The organism is Thermodesulfobacteriota bacterium (assembly GCA_026415035.1).
Classification (GTDB): domain Bacteria; phylum Desulfobacterota; class BSN033; order BSN033; family UBA1163; genus RBG-16-49-23.
Genome location: JAOAHX010000006.1, coordinates 72,616 through 87,199, shown reverse-complemented (window position 1 = coordinate 87,199; position 14,584 = coordinate 72,616). Strand labels below are relative to the sequence as shown.

Genomic DNA, 14,584 nt, shown 5'->3' with positions numbered 1-14,584 from the left:
CCCAACCGAAAGTGGCCCCTCTCGACGAAGTCCACTGCCTTATCGGAAAATTCTTTGGTGAGCGAGAGATAAGGGGGCTTTCAAACCGGATGGCCTTTGCGATTTCGGGACCGGTATCCCTCTGGAGGGAAGACATCCTTTAAATGGCTTTATTCCTTCCCAGCACCTCATTTCACCCGGTGGCCATCTCTAAGGAACAGGAATATTGTCAGAAAAAGGGAGGGCCTTATCAATGAAAGGAGGTCACCTTCTGCAATAGCCTTCCGCCTTTTTCACGGCGGGCCAGAGCCCTAAATTCATCGGGCCGAAGATGATGAGGCTCCTTCTCCACTGGAAGGGATGGAAGATCCTCTTGAGCATCGACGGAAGGGAATAAAAGGACCGGTTCACCCTCCAAAACCCTTCCTGGAGTTGTTCAACGGTCATGCGTTTGGGCCGGAAGACCACCGTGGCCATGTCATATTTCGACCAATCCTCCGTGAGAAGCCTTCCCTCCTGTTTGAGCCTCTGATAGATCCGTGTTCCGGGAAAAGGGGTGAGGATCGGAAGGAAGGCGCCATCGATCCGGTTACGGTCAGCAAATTGGAGAAACTCGTCGAAGACCGATTCGTCGTCGAAATCGTATCCGAAGACGAAGGATGCATAGACGCCGATCCCCTGGTCATGGAGCTTCCGGATGGCCTGTTCGTAGCGCCCGACCCGATTGATCCTCTTGCCCATCAGATCGAGGTTCTCCTCCCGCAGGCTCTCGAAGCCGATGAATAGGCCGTGGCAGCCCGCTTTGGCCATCAGGCCGAGGATCTCTTCGTCTTCAGCGATATGGATGGGGCCCTGGCTCACCCATCGCAATCGGTAATGGGAGAGCAGGGTCAGAAGTTCCCTGGCATGGCCGAGGTGCCCAAAGAGATTATCGTCAACGAAGAAGATATACGCCTTGGAACGTTCAAGCGACTGGATCTCCTTCTCGACTTCGGAGACCGGTCTCGTCCGGTAGGTCCGGCCGTGAAGCGCGGTCACCGAACAGAACTCACAATCGAAGGGACATCCCCGCGTCGTCTGGATGAGATTGTGAAAGAGATATCCCTTCTTGGGGAGCAGGTCCCTCCTCGGAAGGGAGAGTCGGCTCAGGTCGGTCCTCCCCTTTTGCCGGTAGAAGGGTTTCAGATCGTCGGCCTCGGCGTCCGCTAAAATCTCTGGCCAGGTCTCGTCCGCCTCGCCGATGGCCACGCTGTCGCAGTGGGCCTTTGCCTCTTCGGGAAGCCAGGAGGCATGGATGCCTCCGATAACGACCTTTCTTCCCCTCCTACGGAATTCGTCCGCGATTTCATAGGCCCTGGGCGCCAGGGGCGTGATCGCCGTGATGGCGACGAGGTCGACCTCCTGATCGAAATCGATTGGCGAGAGGCTTTCGTCAACAATGTGGACTTGATGGCGGGGAGGGGTTAACCCCGCCAAGAGAGAGGTCGAGAGGAGGGGAAATTTGAAGGCGATGACGTCCCAGAAGCTCTTCTCGGGCCATCTGGGGACGATCAGGAGGATCCTCATCGCTTTCTCAACCCCCTCAACAGCCTTTCGAACGACCTCACTTCCACCCCTGCCGGAACCTCCCACTGAAAACTCTCCTGAGGAAGAGGGAGGTTTACCGAGATGCCCTTCAGCCGGAGCTCGATCCGGCTCTCCTTCTCAATCAGCTCAATCTGGATACGATGGGGGATTTCAGCACCCTCCCCCTTCTCCATCGAAATTCGGACCTCTCCTGCTTTTGCCATCGCCTCCTCGAACTGGGCGACCTCACCGATATAGGCCCTCTTCTGAGGAGGGATCAGGAGGAAGATCTCCCCGTTCCGATAGAGGGCGTCGAAGAGCCCCATGCCGAGGGGATGAAACCCGAGGAGCCGCAGCTTATCCGGCTTTTGATAGAGAAGAAAACCGTTGAGAAGAAAATTCATCTCCTCTCCCTCTCTCACGGTCTCGATCCGGATAGAGGCCCTGGCCTGAAGGGATTCGACCGGGGAAAACGATTCCAAAAGCTTGGAGATCGGGTCCTCAAACCGGGGTTTCTGGGGGGGGAGGATTTCGACCTTCTTGGGACACCCCCAGAGGAATAAAGAGAGGAGGAAAAGCGTCAATAAAAGGAGACAAGGGATCCGGGCCATTCTAAAATTCCCCTCTCTCAAATCTGCTCCAAAGGGTTTGGGCTGTCAACTCTCCGGAGGCGACGACCGCCGCTATCCCTCCGCCGGGAGAGGTCCAGTGGCCGGTCAGGAAGAGATTCGAAATGGGCGTCGATCTCGAGAGACGATAGATCCCGGACTGACTCGGAATCTGGGCCCATCCGTAAGCCGCTCCCATATGGTTGCCTGTCCACTGCTCGATCGTTTTGGGGGTCGCAACCGCCTTGACCAAGATCCTCTTCTCTAAGTCGGGGAGGAGGAGTTTGGCCTTTGAGATGAGCCCCTCGGAGAGGCGATCGATGGTCTCGGGGGTCCATCCCCCGTTCAATAGATAGGGGGCCTTCAGGCTTAAACAGAGGGTGCTCTTCCCGGGCGGAGCGTGGGACGGGTTGACCCGGGAAGGGGCAAGGAGATAGAAGGCCGACCTTTCCGGAATGCGGCCTTCATAGAGCGCTTCGTATTCTTTGGAGGGCGGATCCTCGGAGAAGATCTCGTTATTGGAGACCGGGATCTCCTTCAGATCTCCTTCAATCCCAAGGTAGAGGATGAAATAGGAGAGCGAGGGCCGCAGGCCTCCCAATTTGGCACGGTAGGCCCTCGGAAGAAAATCCTCTCCGATCAACTCGGTGAACGTGCGATGGGCATCGATATTGGAGACGATCGCCTTGCCCGTCAGAATCTCTCCATTTTCAAGGCGGACGCCGACCGCCTTTCGCTCTTTAAAGAGGATTCTCTGGACGAGTTGCCCCGATAGAATCTTGCCCTTCTCTCTTTCAAAGGCCATGGCCAACTTCAGGGGAAGTTCCTCCACCTTCCCCTCCACACAGGAGACCCCATGTCTGAAATAAGACATCTCGATGCCGGCCATGGCGACCACAGAGATCTCTTCGGGGGGGAGCAAGGCATACGAACACCGAACGGATAGGATCGTCCTCAGGAAGGGGTTGTCGATATACTCCAGGAGGAGCTGACCGAAAGTTCTATCCTTATAGGCGGCAAGGAAGGGGAATCGAGCCGAAAAAGAGGAGGGATCGAACCAGTTCACGGAGGGAGGCAGTCGTGAGAACTCCTCATAGACCTTTTTCAGGACCTCATAGACCTGTTCGATTCCTCTTCTCTCTTCGTAGAAGAGCCGCGATAAATGTTCGAGGTGGGTTTCGAGTCTGGAGGACTGGGGGATCTGCATCGTCGGAAAGTGATACATCCTCGCCGGCTCGAGGGGGAGGAATCGAATCCCGTCCAGAAGGTCCAGTGCCTTCAACACATTCCAGATCCGTCCTCCCTCCTGGCATTCTCCCAGGGATTGGACGGAAAGGTCGAAGGAGAACCCATCTTTCTCAAAGGAGGAACAGCAGCCTCCGACCTTCCGGTTCTTTTCGACGATCAGGACCCGAAGCCCCCTCTTGGCCAGGAGACAACCACAGGTAAGCCCCGCCACCCCTCCCCCGATGATGAGGACATCGAATTCGGACATGGTGGTTGCAGTATAACACTTCTTTTACCCTTGAACCATCCTCCTCCCTCTGAATATAAAACGACTTTCTTTCGTCAAACAGGTTAAAATAGAGAAGGGTGAAAATCGAACCGAACGGGAGGGCTAAGCGATGAATAGGTTGAAATGGATGTTCCCAATGATCCTCTTTGCCACCCTTCCGGTCTTCTCTTATGCCTCGTCCCTGGGGCAGATGCATATCAGCCTCCTCGAGGGCGACGTGCAGATTCAGACCGAGGAGACCGGAGATTGGGTCCCTGCCTCGATCAACATGCCTTTGAAGGAGGGGGATCGAATCTGGGTCCCGACCGGAGGCCGACTCGAAGCCCGGTTGAGAGACGGAACCGCCATCCGCCTCGACGAGAGGACCGGCCTCGACATCTTGACCCTTGAAAAGGACGATTATCAGTTCAATCTCATAGAAGGCCGAGCCTATATCAATTTCAGGGGAGGTCGGGGAAGCTTTCTCCAGATGGAAACCCCTCTCTCTTCCATCCGGGTCTTTGACCGCGCCATCTTCCGGATCGATATTCTTGACGATCGCCATGCCGATGTCTCGGTCTATTTCGGGTCGATTTATGCGGAGACCCGGGAAGGTCGAATCCGGGTGGATCAGGACAGAACCCTTACCTTGAGAGAGGGCGCACCAGCGGAGTTAGGTCCGATCGGACCGCCGGACGAGTGGGAGAGGTGGAACCGCAGTCGCAATCGTCTCTACGCCGAGCGCAGGGGATCCTCCCGATACCTTCCCGAAGAGCTTCACCCCTATTCGGATGACTTCGATGAACACGGAAGGTGGGTCTTTGTAAGGGGATATGGTTATGTTTGGACCCCAACGGTGGTGGCCTCGGCAGGGTGGGCTCCTTACCGGGTCGGTCGGTGGGTTTGGATACGCGGGGACTACGTCTGGATCTCTTATGAACCCTGGGGATGGGTCCCTTACCACTATGGACGATGGGTCTTCGTCCCTCCCTTCGGATGGTGCTGGGTACCTCCGGTCAGGGGAGGTGTGTATTGGGGTCCTGGTTTCGTCGCCTGGGTCTATACCCCTGCCTATATCTGCTGGGTCCCTCTCGCACCTGGAGAGATCTATTACGGTTACGGATACTTCGGCCCCCACAGCGTCAACCTCCTCCAGGTCAACATCGCCACCCTCAATCTCCAGAAGGTGGTTTATAAGAACGTCCATGTCCACAACGCGGTCACAATCGTCCATCGCGATACCTTTGTCCACGGAAGAAAGGTGGAGGTGAAGGTCAGTGAAAACCCCTTTCTCAAAGAGAGGATCCACATCGGACGGCCCGATATCAGGCCCGAGAGGCCAACGCTGATGCCCGTCATCCGCGAGATCCATCCTGAAAGGAGACCTCCCAAGAAGATCGAGGAGATCCGACCAACAGAGATCAAGATGAGGCGACCCCTGACTCGACAACCGGAGGCCTCCGTGATAAGGCCGGAGACCCCTCCCAGGGAGATGGAGGTGAAGCCGAAAGAGATCAGGCCCTTTGAGAAATTTGAAAGAAAGGAGGATCGAATCGAAGATCGACCGAAAGAGCGAGACCTCGAGAGAAGAGGGAGGAAACCCTCTCCGAGGGAACTCGAAAGCCCGGTCGAACGAAGGCCTGCCGAGAAGCCCGAGTCACCCGCTGAAAAGAGGCTCAGAGAAAGGGGGTCAGAAAGGAGCACGGAACATCCATTAGGGAAACCGCCCGAGAAGGCTTTCGAGAAACCTGTGGAGAGGCCTTCTCCTCCCAAGGTTGAACGCCCGACCGAGGACCGAAAGTCCATAGAGCCCGCAAGGGAAAGAGGGAAAGAGAGCACCCCGGTTCCAGAACCGAGGAGAGGTCCGATCCAGGAAAGGGAGGTTCAGAAATCTTTTGAAGAGAGACGCCAAATCAGAGAACGGGAGATCGAGAGAAGGGGGCGATCGGGACGGGATGTTGAACGACCTCAAGAGGTCGGAGCGGACGAGAGACGAGGAGGCAAAACCGAAAAGCCCATTCTTCGGGGGGAAGGTGAGGGACCGGGAAGGTCGACCGGCCCAGGCCCGACCTCTGAGAGGCCTTCCTTCGAAAGGGAGAGGGATCGAAGACCTTAATTGAATAGAAGGTCAACCGGAGGGAACGTAGCGTGTAAAGCAGATCGAGAGGGTCGAGCCTCCGTTTGAGCAGCTGTTGAGGAGACCGGACCGTAAAAGCCCCTCTTCGGGATGATAAAGGACGACCCTCAGGTCACATTCCGGGTCGAGGGATTTTGTCCCGATCGTCGGCGGAATCACCCCGTAAAAAAGGCTCAGGGCTACGCCGCACGCCCGGATGCCGCCCGATCCATCGAATTCACCGATCATCGACTTCATCGCGCTCACCCTGACCTCTTCGCCCCTTGCCCCGAAAACCTTTCGGATGGCCGAGGCCTCTGCCCGATCCAGTTCCCGGGTCGAATTGGCCGCCGCCGAGATGAAATCGACCAGGGATGGGTCGGCCGCTGCCATGGACATCGCCCGGGCGACTGACTCCCCCGTCTGGTCGTAACGGAGAAGCCCCCCCGTGCTCCCTGCCATCCCGATGCCACTTATCTCTGCATAAACCCTGGCTCCCCTCCTCTCTGCATGTTCGAGGGTTTCCAACACGAGGATCCCGCTTCCCTCGCCTAAAACGATGCCGTTTCGATCCCGATCGAAGGGCCTCATCCCCTCCGGACCCTTGCCTCGCCCCGGAGAGAGCGCACCCAGCATGGAATAGACGTGGAAGAGCGGCTCGCTCAATTCGTCCCCTCCTCCTGCAAGGATGACATCCGCCTGCCCTTCTCTCAAAAGATAATAGGCATAGGCCACCGCCATCTCGGCCGAGGTCTCCTTATGGGAGAAGGTGAGGTTGACCCCTTTGATCCCGTACTCGATGGCGCAATGGCTGGTGATGGCATTGGGCACGGCCGTTTGAAAGAGCAGAGGCTGTGCCCCCATCGGGCCCTCTTTGAGCAGGGCCCGGAAAAACTGATCCACGGTGTCCGAACTTCCCAGGCCGGTCCCGATCGAGATCCCCATCCTGTGGGGATCCTCCTTTCTTAGGTCGAGGCCCGAATCCTCCAGGGCGAGCTTCACGGCCGTCACCATGATCTTTCCGATCCGATCCATCCTCCTCAGGTTTGACGGTTTGATATGGGATCTAAAGTCGATCTCCGGAAGCGCGCCACCCAGGGTGGAACGGTAGGAGGAGACATCGAACCTCTGGACCGGTTTGATCCCCGAGGTCCCCCTGAGGCAGTTTTTCCAGAACTCCTCTCTTCCCATCCCGATGGAAGAGACGATCCCCAGGCCGGTGACGACGACGCGATGTCTCTTTTTATCTCCGGCCTTGAGGGGTGTATCTCCCGAAGACCAGACAGACATTGTTGCCTCCGAAGGCGAAGGAATTTGAAAGGGCGATTCGCACCTCCCTCTTCACCGATTGGTTGGGTGTGTAGTTTAAATCGCAGAGGGGGTCCGGAACTTCGTAATGGATGGTCGGAGGGATGATCCCGTCCTGGATCGTCAGAACGGTGGCCACGGCCTCGATCCCGCCTGCGGAGCCGAGGCAGTGGCCGATCATCGACTTTATCCCGCTGATCGGGATCTCTTTGGCCCTCTCCCCGAAGACCTTCTTGATTCCCCTGGTCTCAGCGATATCGTTGAAGGCCGTGGCGGTGCCGTGGGCGTTGATCGTATCGACCTCTTCTGGCGATACGCCTGCGTGGGAGAGGGCGAGGCGGATGACCCTCTCGACCCCTTCTCCGTGGGGTTCGGGTGCGGTGAGATGGTAGGCGTCGGCACAGATCCCGTAGCCTAAGAGTTCCGCAAGCACAGGGGCTTTTCTCTTCAGGGCGTGATCGAGTGCCTCGAGGATGAGAATGCCTGCGCCCTCGCCGAGGATGAGGCCCTGCCTCCGCTTGTCGAAGGGTTTGCAACTTTCCGGATCGACCAGCTTCAGACTGCTGAAGCCGCTGAAGGAGACCTCACAGAGCGAATCGCTTCCGCCCGTGACCATCACATCGGCCAGGCCCATCTGGATCAAATCGTAGGCCACCCCGATCGATGCCGAGCTCGAGGAGCAGACCGTCGCAGTCGTGGAGCGGGGGCCTCTGAGGCCTCCTTCGATCGCCACGAGATCGGTCGTCGTGGCCAGGGAGTAGGAGATGAGGAGAGAGGGAGAGGGCCTTCGGTTTCCTCGATAAAACTCTCGAAAATATCTCTCCACGGAGAGGATCCCTCCTGATCCTGCGCCGAGGAGAACCCCTGCCCGCTCTCGATCGAAAGGGTCCTGATCGAGCCTGGCCGACCTCCAGGCCTCCCGGAAGGCGACGAGACCGAACTGATCACACCGTGAGAGACGCCGAAGTTCCCTTTTCGAAAAATGGGCCAGGGGATCGAGACCCGAGACCTCGGCGGCCAATTTGACCCGATAGGGTGAGGCGTCGAAGACCGTGATCTCCTTGGTCCCATCTTTCCCCTCAACGAGAGATTTCCAGAACCGGGGGACGTCGTTTCCCACCGCGCTGACCACGCCCAGACCCGTGACGACCACCCTCCTCTTCATCGGACCTCCGTGACCTTCACGTCCTTCGGAAGGCGGATCTCGAAATCGGAATCCGAAAGGCCCGTGTTCACCCTCACGTTCGAGTATTGAAAGAGGGTGGTATCCCCGTTCTTCTCGATCAGCTCCATTCCCGTAACGACCCAGTCTCTTTTAGAGATCCAGAGCCTCGTCTTAACGAAGAGGGATTCCTTCCCTTTGGGCACGACCTCGATGAGAAGGCTGCCCTCCCGATCTTCCAGGATCTTCCAGGAGGCCAATCGCTCCTGAAAAGGATCCTTCGAGAAGATGAGAAACCTCTCCGCGACAGGATTCCCCTGAATTCGGTAGCGCTCCGCCACCTTCTCCTCCTTCAAATAGAGGAGGAAGGTCTTTCCGTCGAAGGCCATCTGAATGGCCTCGGGGTGGAAGAATTCGATAAAGATCCGGTCCGGCGCCTTGAACCGAATCCTTCCCCTGGAGACGACCTTCTCCTTCAGCAAGGAGAGCTTCTTCTCCTGGAGGAGGTCGGCGGTGAAGTCCCTTGTCTTTTCGCGAGCCTCCCTGATCCGCTGGATGACCTCGTCCACGGTCAGGGTCTGCGCCTTAAGAGGAGGAAGAAGCCCGAAGTGTAACAAGGTGAGGAGGCAGAAGACCAATCTTCCCATCGATCGCTATCCTTTATAGGCCAGGACCGTCTTGCTCACCCCCGGAAGAAGGTACCGTTGGCCGCTCAGACAGAAAAGGCCCTCTGAAACATTTCCAAAGACCACGGAGGCGATCCTCTTGCCCAACGCCTTAGGTAAGGTAAAACCTCCGATCGTGTGCTTGCAACCCTGAAAACCGGCCTCCTTCAGGCATCGCTCGATCATCTCGGGAGAAAAATCGGAGAGATGGGCCGGCAGGTCGTAGAGGCAGTTCGGAATGTGAAAGCGATGGAGGAGGTCCTTGATCGGCGTCGTATGGGGATATCTCAGGAGGAGAAGCCCTTTCGGTTTGAGGATGCGATGGGCCTCTCGGAGAAAGGCCATGGGCCTTGGGAGGTGTTCGATCACGTAGAACCCGCTGACCACATCGAACTGATCCTCTTTGAAACCGATCTTCTCTAAAGGGCCCATCTGGAGATCGATGCCCAAGACCCCTCTCGCATAATCGATCGCCCTTTGAGAGAGCTCCACCCCTGAAGCGTCCCATCCCCTCTCCTTCATCTCGGAGAGAAAGAAACCGAACCCTGCCCCGACATCCAGCAGCCTTCCTCCCTTTTTGGTACGTTCGATCAGATCCGCGGCCCTCTTAAAGACCGGCCCCATCATCCTCTTCCAGTCCTCCACCGAGGGTTGGCCCTCGGGAAGGTAGGTCTGATAAAAGCGAAAAAGGGCCTCTTCGGTCGGCCTGGGATTGAGGTAGATGAACCGGCAGGTGGCGCATCTCACCATCTGCCACCCATCCTCCTTATGCAGGGGGTGGAAGGCAACCTCTCCGCAGACCGGACAAGGAACCCACTCCAATTCGAGACCGATCTCTCCCATGCTCACGCAGGACCGGACTCGATCCAAACCTCCACGGTTCGGGTATAGAGCCTCCAGCCAGACAACTTCGATCGGTTTAAAAAGGTCCGGCATTCGTCAAGGGTATAGGAGGAACGGACCGATTCGATAAATCCATTTCTGGCCTTCGGATGCCTTCCAAAGAAGGTCCTCCAGAGAAGGTCGAAAAGCCCGACCCAGATCGGAGAGGCGTCCCGATGAAAATCGACGATCACGAAGCTCCCTTCGGGCTTCAAGGCGCGGGCCGCCTCGTCGAAGAAGGCCACCGGCTCCTCCAAGTGGTGAAGGGTGTTGATGCAGAGCAGGAGGTCGAGGGAACGGTCTTCGCAGGGAAGCGCATAGGCAGTGCCCACCTGAAAGTCGATCCGGTCGGCCAGGCCGGCCTCTTTGGCATTCTCCCTGGCGATATCGACCATCACCGGAGAGAGGTCGATCGCCTGAAAGCGAATCTCGGGTAGCGCCCTTGCCAGAAAGATCGGGAAGATCCCGGGTCCGGTGCCGACGTCGAGGGCCAACCCCCTCTGGAGGCCTTTTGCCTTGATCCGGCTGAGCACCCTCCGGCAAGGGATCTTCATGTGACGCTTCGCCATGAGGCTGTAGTATTCGGCCAGCTCCCGATCCTCGATCACCCCGGATTCCGAAATCCGTTCCCTCATCCCGTTCCTCTGGCCAGGACCACGACCCCTTCGGCCACCACCTCTTCCTCAACCCTCGCCCTCACCCTTACCTTGGCGAGGTTCGAAAAGATATGTTCGATCTCCGCCTCCAACGTCAGGGAATCTCCGGGAAGGACCTTCCCATCGACCCGAAAGGTCTCCACCTTGGCCAGAAAGGGCACGCCTTCCTTCCCTTCGGTGGACGAAAGAAAGGCCATCCCCGCCGTCTGAGCCAGGGCCTCCAGGATGAGCAGGGAGGGAAGGAGCGGCTCCTTCGGGTAATGGCCCTGAAGGTAGGGTTCGTCGATACTCACCTGTTTAACCGCAACCGCTCGCCTCCCGGGCTCGACCTCGAGGACCCGATCGATCATCCTGAAAGGAAAGCCGTGGGGCAGGTTCATGAAGGGCGTTGATTTCTCCATCCTCTGAAATAGACAGAAACCCGGAGATCCCGGGATCGGTCATAAACCCTCTCACAGGATAAAAGATAACACCTTGAGCGCCCCTTTGGCGATCCCCATCACGATGAAGATGCCGATCACCGAACCGGTCATCAGAAGCAGGGTCCCCTCCCGCCTTCCCTTCCTCAGGAAGAAACTGACGATGCTTCCCGAAAGGATTCCAAAACCGCGTATGGGGAGGGCGGAGAGGAGGATGAGGCCGACATTGCCGAGGGACAACACCCTCTTCATAAGGGGCCTCTCTTGAAGGCTGGCGATCACCTTCTCGGTTTTGCGGGTAAGCCACCGGACGAGAAAGAGCCTCTTGCTCGATTGTTCCAAGAGCAGGCCGTAGACAGGGATCTGGACATAGTCATAGGCGAGGGCGAGAGGAAAATAGAGGAAAAAAGGCATCTGATTGAGGATGGCAAAGAGGACGGAGAAAGACCGGCCCAGGGTGAAATGGATCAGGGTGAAGAGGAGGATGAGGTGGCCAATGCCGGCTATGGGTTCCATGATCGTCCCAGGAGAATGGCCGCGTAACAATCACCCGGGGAGATCCCCAGGTGGAGAAGGCGTCGGATCTGGCGACCCAACTCGGGCCGGGTGACATATCGGAGATCGCAATCCGGATCGGGGAATCGATAATGGATCGTCGGCGGGATGAAGCCGTGCTCCATGGAGAGCACCTCGGCCACCATCCTCACCCCGCCCGAGGCGATGGCCTCTCCGAGCATCGATTTGACCGACGTGACCGGGATGTGACCATATCCATCGGGAAAGGCCAGCTTGATCCCCCTGGCCTCCATCGCGTCCAGGACCTTGGATGAATTTCCAGCGCCGCTGATGTAATCGACATTTATCCCCTCCCATCCTCTCATGGCCTTTAAGACCGACCGCCTGATCTCCTCGACTCCAATTCCTCTCCCCGAATCGCCCACCAGCCCATACCCTAATATGTAGCCGTAGATCCTGGCACCTCTTGCTTGGGCATGGGCCTCGGCCTCCACCACCAGGACCCCTGACCCCTCCCCCAGTACGATCCCGTTCCTCGTCCGATCGTAAGGGCAGGACCTCTCTCCATGGCCTTCATCCCTCGCGAGAAGGCGGAGGTCCGAAAACCCCCGGAAGAGAAACTCGCTCAGCTCATCCACCCCGCCCGTCAGGATGAGATCGGCCCTGCCCTTTCGGATCTGGTCGCAGGCGAAGAGGATGGCCGCCTCCGCCGTGCAAAAAGACTGTACAAGGGTAGAATTCACCCCTTGAATCCCCAGTTCGATGGAGACGTGGCTCGAAGCCGCATTGGGGACGGTATTGGGAAAAAGCATGGGATTTAAATCCAAGAAACCTTTTAACACCTGCCCCCTGTGAAACTCCTCGGAGCTCGAAAGCCCACAGAAACCCGAACCCAGGACGACCCCCACCCTATCCCGGTTCTCATCCGTGACAGAAAACCCTGCATCGGTGAGGGCCATCTTCGAGGCAGCGATGGCAAACTGGCTTGCCCGATCCAGACGCCGGATCTTGCCTGCGGGGATGAAATCCTTTGGATCGAAGCTCCGGACGATCCCTGCCTTTTTCGACCGGGAGAACCGGGTATCGAACGTTTCAATCTCATCGATGCCCGATCGGCCAGCCTTCAACGAAGAGACGAAGGCCTCCTTCCCCACCCCGATCGATGAGACCACCCCCACCCCCGTAATGCAGATGGAATCTCTTTTTTGAATCATAAAATCTTTTTGATCATGACACTGGATTTCGATTGAAAGGGAAGACCCTTGATAGGATAATATTTTAGGAAAAAAAAGAAAAATTTTTTTCTGTAGGGGTACTATCGGTTATTTTACCTATCCCTCCGCCTGGGGGTAATTTAACGGATTTCAGAGGTGCCATAGTTCAAGATAAGTAAGGCCTTTCGCCCGTGGCTGTAAAGGGAATAAATCATAGTTCTATCATCAATTCAGTTATCATCCTAGACGAAAACAGACTTTTAAAAGTCTAAAAGGACACGAACGGCCTTTGGATTCTATCCCAGATTTCTTTTTTTTCAACCAGAGCCCTTTCTTGCCAAAGAAAACAAATCCGGCTGGTTATTTAACAAAAATTCTTTAATCCGCCTCTCTGCCAGTTTTACGTACTCTTTGTTGATCTCATATCCGATGTAATGGCGCCTGGTTTTGATCGCGGCCACCGCGGTCTGTCCACTCCCCATAAAGGGATCCAAAACGACCTCCCCTTCAAAGGTATAGAGCTGGATCAGTCGATAAGGTAACTCCACAGGAAAAGGAGCGGGATGTCCAACCTTTGTGGCTGGTTCCGCATAAAATGTCCAGACACTTTTTGTGAATTCAAGAAATTCTTCTTTTGAGATGGTGGTCCGCCTTCTAAAAATATTTTCCCTAGAAAACATACCTTTTGAAAAGATCAAAATATATTCATGAATGTCTCTCAGGGTCGGATTTTTAGCTGAAAGCCAGCTCCCCCAAGCAGTGGAGGGACTCCCGCTCGAAGCCTTATTCCAAATGATTTCTCCTCTCATTAAAAACCCTAAATCCATCATATCTTCAATAACAAAAGCATGTAGAGGGATATAAGGCTTTCTACCCAAGTTAGCAATATTGATACATGCCCTACCTCCGGGGACCAAAACTCTCTTAACCTCGTTCCATACCCTTTTCAAAAATGCTCTATATTCGGTTAAAGTAAGATTCTCGTCATATTCTTTCCCAACATTATAAGGGGGAGAGGTCACCATAAGATGAACGCTACTATCGGGTAGTTCTTCCATCCGTTCGCTTGTCTTGGAAAAAATTTTATCGAGAAGTTCGGGAGAAATGAAATTTTCGGTATATTTGGTGATCTCTTCTTTTGGTAATCCTTCGTATAATTTACTTGTGTAAAAGGGGGTAGAATCATGTCCCACTCTCCCGGGGGAACCAAAAGGACTTGTTTTCGTCCCATTTTTTCTGCGATTAAACACCATCTTCTTCTTCCTTCCAGAGATCAACCCATCTTTGATATGGGTTTAACTGCACCCTTCTTTTCTCCCAGTGGATAGAAATGCTCATGGTCCGAGCATCCTTAACCAGGGTCGATAAGGCCTCTTTGGTGATTTCGACTCCCCTTGGGTTTGTTCCAGGTTTTGGAAGTTTAATGTAATTCTCTCTGCCTATTTTATCAAAAAGTTCCTTCTGAATACTAATGGGAATGTAAAAAAAACCACCTGTATGACCCCAATTGATTTGCACCAAAAGGATGTCGAAATGGGGGTAGTAATGTTCACGAAATTCCCTTGCCTTTTCAGGATCAACGGTCCAGATCAATTTGACACCGCTAAATGCCTTTCCGGTGATCGTCTTGATAGATATCGGCTGTCCGAATAATTTGGCATCCACCTCCCGTTCTGTAATTGGGATTTCCGTTTCAACATTCATTTCGCCAAACTTATACATGAGAAGAGCGACGATGATTTTTTCACGAATTGAACCGACCTCCATTCCTATCAAGCTTGCTCTGGAACTTTCCAAGTCGGCCAATTGAAACAGGTAAGGCAACCGCCTTTTGATCTTCTCAACAAGGTTTTTATCTTCAAAGAGTTCGATTAAACGACTTGACACCTCTGCCTCTTTTCATCCTTCAAATGGGATAGGGCTTTCAAGCCCTCTTTACCTCATAGACCATTTTCTATGAAAATCGTTGGACTTTCAAGCATCATTTTTCAATGGCTA

14 protein-coding genes are annotated in these 14,584 nt (G+C 55.3%); 1 reads left to right on the top strand and 13 read right to left on the bottom strand.

Annotated features, from left to right (window positions below):
- Positions 1-243 precede the first annotated feature (243 nt).
- The 3 genes from N3G78_05585 to N3G78_05575 are packed head-to-tail and all read right to left on the bottom strand — an operon-like array spanning position 244 to position 3,648.
- Positions 244-1,545 (bottom strand): B12-binding domain-containing radical SAM protein, encoded by a 1,302-nt coding sequence (locus N3G78_05585; GenBank protein MCX8117390.1) that lies wholly within the window; start codon positions 1,543-1,545, stop codon positions 244-246.
- Complete coding sequence (locus N3G78_05580; protein ID MCX8117389.1) at positions 1,542-2,156, bottom strand: hypothetical protein; 615 nt, start codon at positions 2,154-2,156, stop codon at positions 1,542-1,544. Before N3G78_05580 ends, N3G78_05585 begins: the two co-directional genes overlap by 4 nt.
- 1 nt (position 2,157) lies before the next feature.
- Positions 2,158-3,648, bottom strand: a complete 1,491-nt coding sequence (locus N3G78_05575) for an NAD(P)/FAD-dependent oxidoreductase (GenBank protein MCX8117388.1) — start codon at positions 3,646-3,648, stop codon at positions 2,158-2,160.
- Between the two features lie 130 nt (positions 3,649-3,778).
- On the opposite strand from N3G78_05575, the gene N3G78_05570 reads away from it, so the two are divergent.
- Complete coding sequence (locus N3G78_05570; protein ID MCX8117387.1) at positions 3,779-5,764, top strand: FecR domain-containing protein; 1,986 nt, start codon at positions 3,779-3,781, stop codon at positions 5,762-5,764.
- Between the two features lie 12 nt (positions 5,765-5,776).
- Here the strand turns inward: N3G78_05570 and N3G78_05565 are convergent, their stop codons facing one another.
- The 10 genes from N3G78_05565 to N3G78_05520 all read right to left on the bottom strand — a co-directional run bounded on the left by N3G78_05565 (position 5,777) and on the right by N3G78_05520 (position 14,473).
- Positions 5,777-7,054, bottom strand: a complete 1,278-nt coding sequence (locus N3G78_05565; protein ID MCX8117386.1) for a beta-ketoacyl-[acyl-carrier-protein] synthase family protein — start codon at positions 7,052-7,054, stop codon at positions 5,777-5,779.
- Entirely contained in the window at positions 7,008-8,237 is a 1,230-nt protein-coding gene (locus N3G78_05560) for a beta-ketoacyl-[acyl-carrier-protein] synthase family protein (protein ID MCX8117385.1), read from the bottom strand. Before N3G78_05560 ends, N3G78_05565 begins: the two co-directional genes overlap by 47 nt.
- Positions 8,234-8,881 (bottom strand): outer membrane lipoprotein carrier protein LolA, encoded by a 648-nt coding sequence (locus N3G78_05555; protein ID MCX8117384.1) that lies wholly within the window; start codon positions 8,879-8,881, stop codon positions 8,234-8,236. The genes N3G78_05560 and N3G78_05555 overlap by 4 nt, the downstream gene beginning before the upstream one ends.
- Positions 8,882-8,887: 6 nt before the next feature.
- Entirely contained in the window at positions 8,888-9,769 is an 882-nt protein-coding gene (locus N3G78_05550) for a class I SAM-dependent methyltransferase (GenBank protein ID MCX8117383.1), read from the bottom strand.
- On the bottom strand, positions 9,745-10,416 hold the full coding sequence (locus N3G78_05545; protein ID MCX8117382.1) for a class I SAM-dependent methyltransferase: 672 nt from the start codon (positions 10,414-10,416) through the stop codon (positions 9,745-9,747). The genes N3G78_05550 and N3G78_05545 overlap by 25 nt, the downstream gene beginning before the upstream one ends.
- Positions 10,413-10,838, bottom strand: a complete 426-nt coding sequence (gene fabZ, locus N3G78_05540; protein ID MCX8117381.1) for a 3-hydroxyacyl-ACP dehydratase FabZ — start codon at positions 10,836-10,838, stop codon at positions 10,413-10,415. The genes N3G78_05545 and fabZ overlap by 4 nt, the downstream gene beginning before the upstream one ends.
- A gap of 51 nt (positions 10,839-10,889) precedes the next feature.
- Entirely contained in the window at positions 10,890-11,372 is a 483-nt protein-coding gene (locus N3G78_05535; GenBank protein ID MCX8117380.1) for a small multi-drug export protein, read from the bottom strand.
- Positions 11,360-12,586 (bottom strand): beta-ketoacyl-[acyl-carrier-protein] synthase family protein, encoded by a 1,227-nt coding sequence (locus N3G78_05530; protein MCX8117379.1) that lies wholly within the window; start codon positions 12,584-12,586, stop codon positions 11,360-11,362. The genes N3G78_05535 and N3G78_05530 overlap by 13 nt, the downstream gene beginning before the upstream one ends.
- Positions 12,587-12,903: 317 nt before the next feature.
- Positions 12,904-13,839, bottom strand: coding sequence for a site-specific DNA-methyltransferase (locus N3G78_05525; protein MCX8117378.1), 936 nt, complete (start codon positions 13,837-13,839; stop codon positions 12,904-12,906).
- The gene (locus tag N3G78_05520; protein ID MCX8117377.1) at positions 13,829-14,473 is read right to left on the bottom strand and encodes a ThaI family type II restriction endonuclease; all 645 of its coding nucleotides are present in this window, start codon (positions 14,471-14,473) and stop codon (positions 13,829-13,831) included. The genes N3G78_05525 and N3G78_05520 overlap by 11 nt, the downstream gene beginning before the upstream one ends.
- Between the last annotated feature and the right edge of the window lie 111 nt (positions 14,474-14,584).

Bases quoted from the DNA above. Each gene is read 5' to 3' on its own strand.
- N3G78_05565 (MCX8117386.1), bottom strand. From the start codon at position 7,054: ATGTCTGTCTGGTCTTCGGGAGATACACCCCTCAAGGCCGGAGATAAA.
- N3G78_05525 (MCX8117378.1), bottom strand. From the start codon at position 13,839: ATGGTGTTTAATCGCAGAAAAAATGGGACGAAAACAAGTCCTTTTGGT.
- N3G78_05530 (MCX8117379.1), bottom strand. From the start codon at position 12,586: ATGATTCAAAAAAGAGATTCCATCTGCATTACGGGGGTGGGGGTGGTC.
- N3G78_05580 (MCX8117389.1), bottom strand. From the start codon at position 2,156: ATGGCCCGGATCCCTTGTCTCCTTTTATTGACGCTTTTCCTCCTCTCT.
- N3G78_05535 (MCX8117380.1), bottom strand. From the start codon at position 11,372: ATGGAACCCATAGCCGGCATTGGCCACCTCATCCTCCTCTTCACCCTG.
- N3G78_05585 (MCX8117390.1), bottom strand. From the start codon at position 1,545: ATGAGGATCCTCCTGATCGTCCCCAGATGGCCCGAGAAGAGCTTCTGG.
- N3G78_05560 (MCX8117385.1), bottom strand. From the start codon at position 8,237: ATGAAGAGGAGGGTGGTCGTCACGGGTCTGGGCGTGGTCAGCGCGGTG.
- N3G78_05570 (MCX8117387.1), top strand. From the start codon at position 3,779: ATGAATAGGTTGAAATGGATGTTCCCAATGATCCTCTTTGCCACCCTT.
- fabZ (MCX8117381.1), bottom strand. From the start codon at position 10,838: ATGGAGAAATCAACGCCCTTCATGAACCTGCCCCACGGCTTTCCTTTC.
- N3G78_05575 (MCX8117388.1), bottom strand. From the start codon at position 3,648: ATGTCCGAATTCGATGTCCTCATCATCGGGGGAGGGGTGGCGGGGCTT.
- N3G78_05545 (MCX8117382.1), bottom strand. From the start codon at position 10,416: ATGAGGGAACGGATTTCGGAATCCGGGGTGATCGAGGATCGGGAGCTG.
- N3G78_05555 (MCX8117384.1), bottom strand. From the start codon at position 8,881: ATGGGAAGATTGGTCTTCTGCCTCCTCACCTTGTTACACTTCGGGCTT.